The organism is Vibrio sp. 10N.222.48.A3, assembly GCF_041475345.1.
Lineage (GTDB): Bacteria > Pseudomonadota > Gammaproteobacteria > Enterobacterales > Vibrionaceae > Vibrio > Vibrio tasmaniensis_A.
In genome coordinates this window covers 1-10079 of record NZ_JBFRVX010000284.1, presented here as the reverse complement: position 1 = coordinate 10079, position 10079 = coordinate 1, and the positions used below count along the sequence as shown (strand labels likewise).

7 protein-coding genes are annotated in these 10079 nt (G+C 43.1%); 4 read left to right on the top strand and 3 right to left on the bottom strand.

Translation table 11 applies throughout. The features are described from left to right. Positions 1-32: 32 nt before the first annotated feature. From AB4653_RS09255 to AB4653_RS09245, 3 genes are all read right to left on the bottom strand, one after another. Positions 33-1577 (bottom strand): replication endonuclease, encoded by a 1545-nt coding sequence (locus AB4653_RS09255; protein WP_102257647.1) that lies wholly within the window; start codon positions 1575-1577, stop codon positions 33-35. 240 nt (positions 1578-1817) lie between these two features. Continuing rightward, positions 1818-2060: a helix-turn-helix domain-containing protein gene (locus AB4653_RS09250; RefSeq protein ID WP_102257649.1), complete on the bottom strand. Its 243-nt coding sequence runs from the start codon at positions 2058-2060 to the stop codon at positions 1818-1820. A gap of 322 nt (positions 2061-2382) precedes the next feature. Beyond that, positions 2383-3528 carry a tyrosine-type recombinase/integrase gene (locus AB4653_RS09245; RefSeq protein WP_372103944.1) on the bottom strand — a complete coding sequence of 382 codons (1146 nt, stop codon included), beginning with the start codon at positions 3526-3528 and terminating at the stop codon, positions 2383-2385. A gap of 309 nt (positions 3529-3837) precedes the next feature. On the opposite strand from AB4653_RS09245, the gene AB4653_RS09240 reads away from it, so the two are divergent. From AB4653_RS09240 to AB4653_RS09225, 4 genes are all read left to right on the top strand, one after another. Beyond that, positions 3838-5046, top strand: a complete 1209-nt coding sequence (locus tag AB4653_RS09240; RefSeq protein ID WP_102258339.1) for a TolC family protein — start codon at positions 3838-3840, stop codon at positions 5044-5046. 1 nt (position 5047) lies between these two features. After that, entirely contained in the window at positions 5048-6274 is a 1227-nt protein-coding gene (locus AB4653_RS09235) for an efflux RND transporter periplasmic adaptor subunit (protein WP_102258338.1), read from the top strand. Further along, on the top strand, positions 6264-9419 hold the full coding sequence (locus AB4653_RS09230) for an efflux RND transporter permease subunit (protein ID WP_102258337.1): 3156 nt from the start codon (positions 6264-6266) through the stop codon (positions 9417-9419). The genes AB4653_RS09235 and AB4653_RS09230 overlap by 11 nt, the downstream gene beginning before the upstream one ends. Further along, positions 9409-10079: response regulator transcription factor (locus AB4653_RS09225; protein ID WP_372103940.1), on the top strand; the 671-nt coding region annotated here is incomplete at its 3' end. The genes AB4653_RS09230 and AB4653_RS09225, both read left to right, overlap by 11 nt.

The following is a 10079-nucleotide window of genomic DNA, read 5'->3' as shown; positions in this document are numbered from 1 at the left end:
TCATAACGTACACTTATTCACAGAACTCCAAGTTAAAAAGCATAACGGGGAGTTGATTCCAATCGCCACTGAAATGTTCGCGTGATGATTTCACGCCCCGCAATCATGACTCCTTTCAACACTCTCACCATTTCATTTTCGTCATATAAACTACTTTTGATAACTCCAGTAGTTAAATCAAAAGAAAGAGCGTAGTAAGGCTTACAGACCTGCTCCTTGCGTAGACTGAACACACCACCCATCATCTCAGTAAACCGTTTCCAATCACCTTTGTCCGCGGCTTTTAAAATCCCTTGAGCAAGTAACGGTAAACCTTGTCTTTCTTTTAGGCGTCTCAACTCACGCCACACTGTCACAGAACAGCCTCCCAGTTGTTGAAATTGACGTATGCCCCAACAGGCCGCCCACGCATCAACTCTGGCAGCCGCATCTTGAGGGTCTTCTTCGTAAACACCTTTATCAAGATCAGTTCCATCAATGTTCTTTGAAATGTACTTAGCGATATAACCCGTAGCAGAGCCCTTTGATGGATCTATCTTGATTTCAGTAAATCGGTGCTCAGTCGCGCCTTTTTCTTTACTATCTTCTCGTAACGCATAGTCCTGTATAACCTCTATCATTTGACGATAAGATTCCGGCTCCACAAACAACAATAAATGCCAATGTGGTGTGCCGTCATGTTGTGGCTCTGCTACACGGAAACCGTAAAAACGGACCCCTAAACGATTCAGTTTTGAACGTATTAATTGCCAGACCTTATTTAAGTAAGAGTGACCGTCTAGCGGGGTAAAGCCTCCCCATTTTGGATTGGCATGACCCGAAGCTGAGTAGCTTCTGTGATACTTCGAAGGACAAGTAAGAGTGAGAAAAGTTGCTACATGGTTAAGTTCTTGAGCAAGGTCTTCAAATCCCCTTGCTCTAACCATTAATTCAGCTTTGCGTATCTTCGGATCAGAGACACCCTTTTGTGCTAATTCAAGCAATGAAAAGCGTTGCCCTAGCTCATTAACAGCAAAGGTATTTTCTAAATAAGCGTTCTGATAGGCTCTTTGGTTCCTTCTAGCGATTAATGTCGGATAGGAGCAATACAGGCTTGTTTTCTTATTGATTTGGTTAAGATGGTGCAGAACAATTTCTATATTACGTCTTAACGCCTTTCTGAGCTTTCTAAGCCACCATTTAGGGTCACTATAACGGGCTAGCTCACCGGAATATGAGTACAAACCTGCGTTAGCAGGAAGTCCTTGTTGTTTGACTAGCTGACGAATATAAACAAGGGAAACGGATTCACTCAAATGTTGGCGTCGTAATGCAAGCGTCGAAGCCGCTAAGCGTTTCGCTTTGTCCCTTAAGTCCTCTTCAGTAAGGTTGAGTCCCACTTTATCCAACGGGACAGATAAATGATTCGAGAGTGTGTCCGACGTTACTCGCAAATAAGTATTTCGTTCAAACTTGGTTGGCTGACGACAATACTCATTAAGTAAGATCCGCTGAATTTCAAATGAAAACAAAGCTAACCTCTTGGTCACAAAACCTCTGTCATCAGGGTCAACACTCGATAAATCTAACACATTCATACTCGTTCACTCCCTGTCTGAGTCAAGGAGAAAACATCCCAACGAAGGCCGTAAGATTTGTTACTCACATACGTTATTAAACCGGCTTGAAAAAGCTTATCTATAGTCTCTTTAAAGAGGCGAATAGGTAGTCGCTCTTTTGGGAGCACCTCTCCATTCCTCGGGCAATAGTCTGAGCACACTTCAAACGTATGCCCTCTTTTCATCCAAGCCAAAAGGGTCAATTGTTCTTTACTCAAATTAATCATGATAGCCCCCTCTGTGAGAGAGTTGTTCGCATTTACTGTGGCTCTCTAGCCACTGGTCTAAATCTTCTTTTAGATAGCGTATCGCTCGCCCTATTTTAATAAAAGGTGGGGCGTCTGTTCGATTCTTTCGATGTCCTTCCATTCTTGATTGGCGTAAAAACGAACGACTCATACCAATGTAAGTCGCAGTCTCTTGTTCGGTGTAGGCACGTTTTTGGGTTAATTCTGAATTCATCTCTTTATTCCTCTTAGTCGATTCGAGTTCATCTAAGCAGAAATAAATTCGCAGTGTTAGAGGGTTGTACCTATTAGGTTTAGAGTTATACCTATTAGGTTAAACGATGAAAAAACGCCCTCTCAAGGGGAGTAATTTCTCGGTTAAGTACGATATAAATAAAATCAATGGGTTAATACAATCTTAACCGAAAGTAACCGTTACCAAATAACGCGGTACAAAAACCGTCAAAGCCCCGTGTTTATTGGTTTCATTCGGTTACCTAACCGAAAATAACAACATGTGAAAATATCCAGATAGAAACAAGACGAATATACGGCTGTTAGCCAATCAAATTGACCGCATTGGCTTGGTGCTCAGGAGCTAAATGCGCATACCTAAGGGTCATCTTTAAATCAGCATGGCCAAGTAGCTCACGAACGATGTTTAAATCCACTGCCGCCATAACAAGTTTACTGGCAAAATGGTGGCGCAAATCATGAAAGCGAAAATGTTGTATACCTGCTTCTTTTAATAATTGCTCCCACTGATATTGATAGGTTTCCAAAGGCCTATTATTGACAACAAAAACAAATTCCGTAGTTGGATTCTGCTCTCGCCAAACGTTGAGCATGTCAAAAACTGTATTATTCAGAGGGATCGTTCGTTTGTTTTTGGACTTCGCATTTTCAGAACGTACCGTTAGATAACGATCCTCCATATTGACGTGCTCCCAACATAAAGAAAGTAATTCACCTTTCCTCATACCAGTATTCATCGCCATTAAAACCAGTGGCTCTAGGTAATCGATATAACGTACAGAAAACTGTGTCGACGCCCTTTCTCCGAAGCGCTTTTTGATATCATTTTTCAGACGCTCACTACGATGATGTAGAGTGTCCAATAGTGACTTTTCTTCTTGATAGGAAAGGTAACGAACTCTCTTATTATCTTCCCTAGTAATTTTTACATTATTCAGATTATGTGAATCAATAAAATTCCATTCAACTGCACGGTTGAAAACCGCTCTCAGGCGATTATAGGCATACGAAACCGTTGCTGGAGCACGACCTAAGTTCCTGCGTTCAGTAACCCATTGTTGAATATCCCATGCAGTGATCTCTGCTAAGGGTTTATTCGCCAGATGTTTAAAATTGTTTGTTATACACATGAACGACTGCTTAGCCGTCTTAGGGTTCATAGCTATTAGGTAGGACTCATAATGTTCATCGAGAAATTTTTTTAGTGTTAGGCTACTTCTTTGCTCTTGCCTTTTAGCTTCATATCGGGCCTCTTGCACATCTTCACCACTTGCAACTAAACCCGCTTTCTCTTTAGCTAAGTCTCTTGCTTGCGCAGGAGTTAAAGCATTAGCAGAACCAAGGAGATAATTTCGCTGCTTCCCGTTGAGACGGAAGTACAGATAATACTTAATCGTACCTAAAGGAGAGATCCGAGCATGAAAGCCACTGATTTCAGTGGCTTTTATTTTTTCAGAAGTTCTTTCATAAACCCTTTACTAGCCCATATCCATATCCATATCCATATCCAATTTTAATCAATAACCAAACACTCATTTCACCTCCAATTTACTCGCTGTTAGGTATATCTATAGATAAATACCTTAGAGTAAGACAGCATGAACACACACCACCCCCTATCCGCGTTATTACTACTGGGTAGTCTGACCTATCTCACGGGTTGCGCTTCTCTATCACCAACGCCGCAAGCCAGTTTGAACAATACAACCCAGATTCCCGAGCAATGGGAAAGCTCTCAACGATACGTAAACACTACGATGTCGACACAATTGCTCTCGCTGTTCAACAATCAAGCTCTCGCCGATCTGGTTCAAGAAGCCCTCACCAATAACCACGACCTACATAAAACTGCACTTCGCTTGAAGCAAGCTGAACTATTAGCGGCTCAAAGTGATCAATACCTTCAACCTTCTTTAAATACAGACTTTCAAGCCTCTAGACAAAAAACAAGTCAAATTCAGAACAGTCACAAACTGTCTTTGAATTTAAGTTGGGAGTTTGATGTTTGGGGACGCTTAGCTGACTCAGCAAGCGCAGCTAACGCGAAACAACAGGCAACACAACTCGACTATGCTTACGCACAAAACTCTCTCGCGGCTCGCGTAATAGAGGCGTGGCTTGATGTTGCTTACAGAGCAAGAGTGATCGGGGTTGAACAACGCTGGCTACAAAGCCTTTCAAACACTGAGAATATTGTACTAGAGCAAGTGCTCGATGGGTTTAAAGAACAAGCAGACCTCGACACCGCTCGTGCTGCAACATCCAGAGTAAGAGCGAGTTTAGCGGCTAAAGAACAAGATCAGCTTATCGCAATCAGAGGCCTTAATACCTTACGAGGTAAGAGCGACACCCAGCTTAACCGAATGATTTTCACGATCCCAGAAGTTGAAGCTCCGCCATTACGTCTTCCCGGAGAAATGATTGGATCACGTCCTGACCTCCTTGCCGCTTATCAGCAAGTGCTCGCCGCCGACAAAAGCGCGGCAGTTGCTTACAAAGATCTACTGCCTAAATTCACACTGTCTGCCTCTGTTTATCGTAGCGGCTCAACACCAAACCAGCTTATCGACAATCCTTCCCTGTGGAATCTCGTTGGGGGGATCAGCGCACCTCTTCTTGACCAATCATCACTACAAACCAAAGCCAAAATAGCTCAGCTTCAAGCAGAAGAGAGCTTTGTTGATTACCAAAAGAAACTATTGGTTGCCATCAATGAGGTAGGAAATGCACTAGACAAAGAGTTCTACCTCAAACAACAAGAACAGCATTATCGAGATGCTTTTACATTCTCCAAGGCTAGTATGAAAAACTATCAAAACCTTTATCAGGAAGGAGCCAGTGACGTTTTGGCACTGCTTATCGCCCAACAATCTATTTACCAATCTAAAATCCAGTTGCTTAATACTCAGCGTACTCGGCTCTCAAACAGAATTACCTTAGGGTTAGCATTAGGAATGGGGGTTTAAAATGAAACAGATACTTGTTACGGCTTTGGGCTTGCTCAGTATCATTGCCACCGCGATGTACATCATTAAGTCAATCCCCGAAGAAACAACGTTAGCGCTGGAAGCTCAGCCTCGACAATATATCAAAGTCACCACAGTCGACATTGCTGCCGGGCAACACCGCTCTACCATTGAAGGTTACGGGCAGGTAATTCCAGAAGAAACTTTAACGCTCACGAGCCAGGTTTCAGGAGTGATTCTTTCAAAAGCAAAAAAATTTCAACTAGGTGAACAAATCTGTAAAGGTGATCTGCTATTTCACATTGACGATTCCAGTTACCAAGTACTACTGGCTAACGCAGAAAAAGAGCTAGCTAACGCACAACTTTCATTTTTCCAAGAACAACGCAAACATCAACGTGCTCAAAAAGAATGGAAAACTTCAGGTATAGAAGAGGCACCGAGCCCCCTCGCTTTGCGAGAGCCTCAGTTTAAAGCAGCAAAGGCACGATTAAACGCCGCACAACAAGCAGTTGAAGATGCTAAGCAACAACTAAATAACACGAATATCCATGCTCCTTATGATGCCATTGTCAGCCAAAGCAACGTCACCACAGGCAGTGTTGTTGCATCCGGAACCTCGTTGGGACAGATCAAATCCATAGAAACTGCTGAAGTACATCTTCAGCTCACAGAACGCGACTGGCAACAGCTCCCCTCCGATTTGAGTGCACTGTCGGTGACAATTCAGTCAGCATCTGATTTAGATTCAGGGCAACAATGGGCAGCACGGGCGAGTCACCTTTCACTGCTCGTGGAACAATCAACACGTATGCGTAACCTCATATTAAAAATAGACTCCCCTCTTCAACAGCCAGATCCTTTGCTGATCGGGAGCTTTGTTAGAGTTGTCATTCAAGGTAAGAGCCATTCAGATAGTTTTGTAGTTTCATCCTCTTCCATTACTGCAGACGGCAATATTTGGTACGTCAAAGAAGGTCAACTTCATCGTCACAAGACTCAATCACTGTTTCAAGATATCGATGCGATTGGTTTTGAACAGGGCAACCTAAATCAACACATCACTTTGGTTGTAAAGCCGTTGTCCAGCTACGTGGAGGGAATGCAAGTATTAGCACTTTCGGATAGCTCTCACGCAGACGACACGGAAAAACTCGCATTAAATCGGAGCCTCCCGACTCCTGCCTCTGGGGATAAATCACTTAAAGAGGTGAATGATGGACAATAACCTAAAAACTCATGGCGTTATCGCATGGTTTGTTCACAATCCTGTTGCTGCAAATCTTTTAATGGTTTTGATCATAGTCGCGGGTGGTTTTTCGGTTATCCAATCACGGGTAGAAAGCTTCCCCTCACTCCCCCCAACCAATATTACGGTAAGTGTCGAATATCAAAGTGGCTCAGCCCGCTCGGCTGAAGAAAGCATTGCGATAAAAATAGAAGATTCATTGTTAGGTGTAGAAGGCATCAAACAGATACACAGCAGTGCAAATAGTGACGGTGCAACGGTAACCATCACTAAGTCGAGTGGCTATTCACTCGACAAACTGCAACAAGATGTAAAAAGTGTGGTTGATGCTATTGGCGATTTACCTAGCGAAGCAAAAAAACCTGTGATCACGCGTCAAGCCGACCTTGAAGAGGTAGTTTCAATTAACCTGTTTGGTGACGTGCCTATCGGTGCATTACAGCGTTATTTAGACGAGTTACGACACAAGCTCCTAAACTCTCCTTTGATACAAAAGGTTGATTACATTGGCCGAAAATCTCAGCAGGTCTCGATTGAAATTGACGAGGCAAAATTGCAAGCTTTCAGTCTCACGATGGAGCAAATTGTCAGCCAAATTAGAGCAGAATCATTAACCCAAACGGCCGGCCAGCTCAAAGGTTCTCAAGGGACGTTAGTTCTTAAAGCGGACCAGCAACACCGAAGCGCGAAAGAGTTCGCTTCGCTGCCAATTAAACGCACAGCAACAGGGCAAACCATACTCTTGTCCGACGTGGCACATATTGAATTAGGATTTGACGACGACGGCATCATTACTCGTTATAACGGCCATCCATCAGTGGGATTAAAGGTGAAAATGTATGGTCAATCAAACATCAACCAGCTAGCCAAAGAGACCAAATCCATCGTTGATGCTTACCAATTGACTCTGCCGAACGGTATCCACCTGACCCAATGGAATGATCAAAGTGAGCCGATTAAAAACCGTTTATCTTTGCTACTTAAGAACAGTGCTCAAGGTATCGCTCTCGTTGTTATTTTACTGGCTCTGCTCTTAAACATACGTGTGGCTTTCTGGGTTGCCGTTGGCCTACCTGTTACGTTTGCCGGCGCAATGGTCCTTATGGGAGATTCTTTCTTTGGACTCACCCTTAATGAATTAACCACCTTTGGCTTCATCATGGCCCTCGGAATTGTTGTTGATGATGCAGTCGTCATTGGTGAAAGTATTTACGAACAAAGAGAGAAACACGGAGCTTCCGTTGAGTCGACCATCGCTGGCGCGCAAAAAGTTGCAACACCAACCACATTTGGTGTGTTGACGACCATCGTCGCTTTTATGTCTCTCAGCTTAATCGAAGGGGAACTCGGTAAAATCTTTGCGCAATTTGCCATGGCTGCAACTTTCTGTCTGATTTTCTCACTCATTGAGTCCAAATTAATTCTCCCAGCTCACCTTGCCCGAGTCAAAATGGAACCGACTTCAGCATGGGGTATTCCTGCCGTATGGCACTATATTCAACAGCGTGTTCTACGTGGTTTCAAATACATCACTTGGCATCTCTACAAACCCTGTTTACAACTGGCTATACGCTACCGTTATGCTGTAATTTGTGGCTTTTTTTCCCTGTGTATTCTAGTTGGTGGTTCGCTAATAACCGGCAAACTTAAGTCGGTATTTTTCCCGGAGATTTCTACTAACTTCATCACGATCGAGCTCGCATTCGAAGATGATACTGGCTACGGATTAGTACAACGTGAAACACTTAAAGTTGAACAAATGGCGGCATCATTGAATGATTCGTTGGTGAAGCAATATGCGCTGTCTGTACCACCAATCCAAAGTGTATTGGTAGAAACCACCAATAACAGTTCGCAAATCATTGTTGGCCTTTCGAGCAACACTCAACGCCCAATCAGCGCGGGTGCTATCGCTAAAGAATGGCAATCCATGGTCCCAACACTTGAAGGCATAGACAGCGCCAATTTCTTAGCCGATATGATCAGCGATAAAGCAATAAGCATAGAATTAAGAAGTCAAAATGAAGCAACGATCAGCAACGCAACTCGCGAACTCACTGAGCATCTCAGTAATGTACAAGGTGTGCATGGCATAAAAAGTAGCCTCGCGAATACACAAGCCCAAGTTGATATTAAAGTTAACGAAATGGGGCTAACCATGGGGCTTACTACATCGAACCTCTTACAACAACTCAACATGGCCTATCAAGGTTATGAAGTGCAGCAATTTCAAGAAGGTTCGCATGAAATAAAGGTCAAAATTCAGTATCCGCGGGCAAAAAGACAAACACTGGATAATCTCAAATACGCACAAATTCGCTTGGGCAATGGTAAGTTAGTACCACTCAATGCGGTAGCCAATATATCGACTCGATATGTGTCCAAAAACATTGAACGAATGAATCGTAACAGAGTCAATGTGATATCAGCTGATGTTGATAAAACTATCGCCTCTCCAGAAGAGATCATTGATAAGCTAGATAGCGACCTGTTTAAAAGGTTACAGAATAAGTATCGTGACCTAAACATTGTCCTTTCTGGACAGCAACAAGAGCAGGAACAAATATCAAATTCACTGTATAGCGTGTTTGCTATCGCTCTTATCGGCATCTACGCATTGCTTGCAATACCACTCAATTCATATTTCCAGCCACTGCTGATCATGTGCACAATTCCATTTGGTATTGTGGGCGCCTTGATGGGACACTTAATCCAAGGGATACCCATCAGTATACTTTCTCTGTTTGGAATGCTTGCATTAACCGGGGTCGTCGTGAATGATAGCCTCTTACTGATCTCACGCTTTAATACCAAGATAATGAGTGGTGATACCGTGTACGAGGCGTTAATTGAATCAGGAACAGGACGCTTAAGGGCTATTGTGCTGACTTCTGCAACCACGTATTTTGGCTTAGTGCCCTTACTGTCAGAGACCTCTCCTCAAGCTCAGTTTTTAATACCAGCAGCTACGTCAATGGGGTATGGAATCTTATTCGCAACGGTAATAACACTTCTTTTGGTACCCGTATTGCTAATGGTTCAGCAAGATATCAAGCAGCTGTTTCACAACATAATTACCCAAAGATCCGCTTCTTTAACTGGGGTTAAGAAAAATGAAATCTAACTTATCTATCAACGTGTTATTAGTTGAAGATGACAAGGAGCTCGCCGCTTCTGTTGCAGAGTTTCTCGAATTTGAAAACATCAAATGCGATCATGCTTACAACGGGTTAAGCGGTTTTACACTCGCAAAACAAAACTACTATGACGTTATTCTTCTTGACCTAATGTTACCTAAAATAGATGGTTTTACTGTCTGTGAAAGACTTCGCGACGACGGTGACGATACGCCTATTTTGATGCTGACGGCAAAAGATACGCTGCAAGACAAAGAAGCTGGCTTCAATGCAGGCACCGATGACTACTTAATCAAGCCATTTGCAATGAAAGAGCTCGCCTTACGTATCAAGGCGCTCTCTAAGCGAAGAAGTAGCCAACAAAAAAGGTTAGTACAAGGTGACTTAGTCTATGACCTAGAAAGCCAGCAAGTATCAAGATCAGAGCAAGTCTTGGACTTAAATCGACTCAACCTAATGCTTTTAGAACTCCTCATGCGCCGAAGTCCACAAGTGGTTACTCGTAGAGAAATAGAGGAGTGTTTATGGCCAAATGACGCACCAGAAAGTAACAACATAAAAGTGCAGGTTTATCAACTGAGACAAAAAATCGATAAGCCTTTTGAATCTAAGTTGATTGAAACCGTCGTTGGCCAAGGTCTGAGGCT

What these genes read in the sequence shown, in the direction of transcription:
- AB4653_RS09235 (WP_102258338.1), top strand. Translation starts at nt 5,048, where the DNA reads ATGAAACAGATACTTGTTACGGCTTTGGGCTTGCTCAGTATCATTGCC.
- AB4653_RS09240 (WP_102258339.1), top strand. Translation starts at nt 3,838, where the DNA reads ATGTCGACACAATTGCTCTCGCTGTTCAACAATCAAGCTCTCGCCGAT.
- AB4653_RS09255 (WP_102257647.1), bottom strand. Translation starts at nt 1,577, where the DNA reads ATGAATGTGTTAGATTTATCGAGTGTTGACCCTGATGACAGAGGTTTT.
- AB4653_RS09230 (WP_102258337.1), top strand. Translation starts at nt 6,264, where the DNA reads ATGGACAATAACCTAAAAACTCATGGCGTTATCGCATGGTTTGTTCAC.
- AB4653_RS09250 (WP_102257649.1), bottom strand. Translation starts at nt 2,060, where the DNA reads ATGAATTCAGAATTAACCCAAAAACGTGCCTACACCGAACAAGAGACT.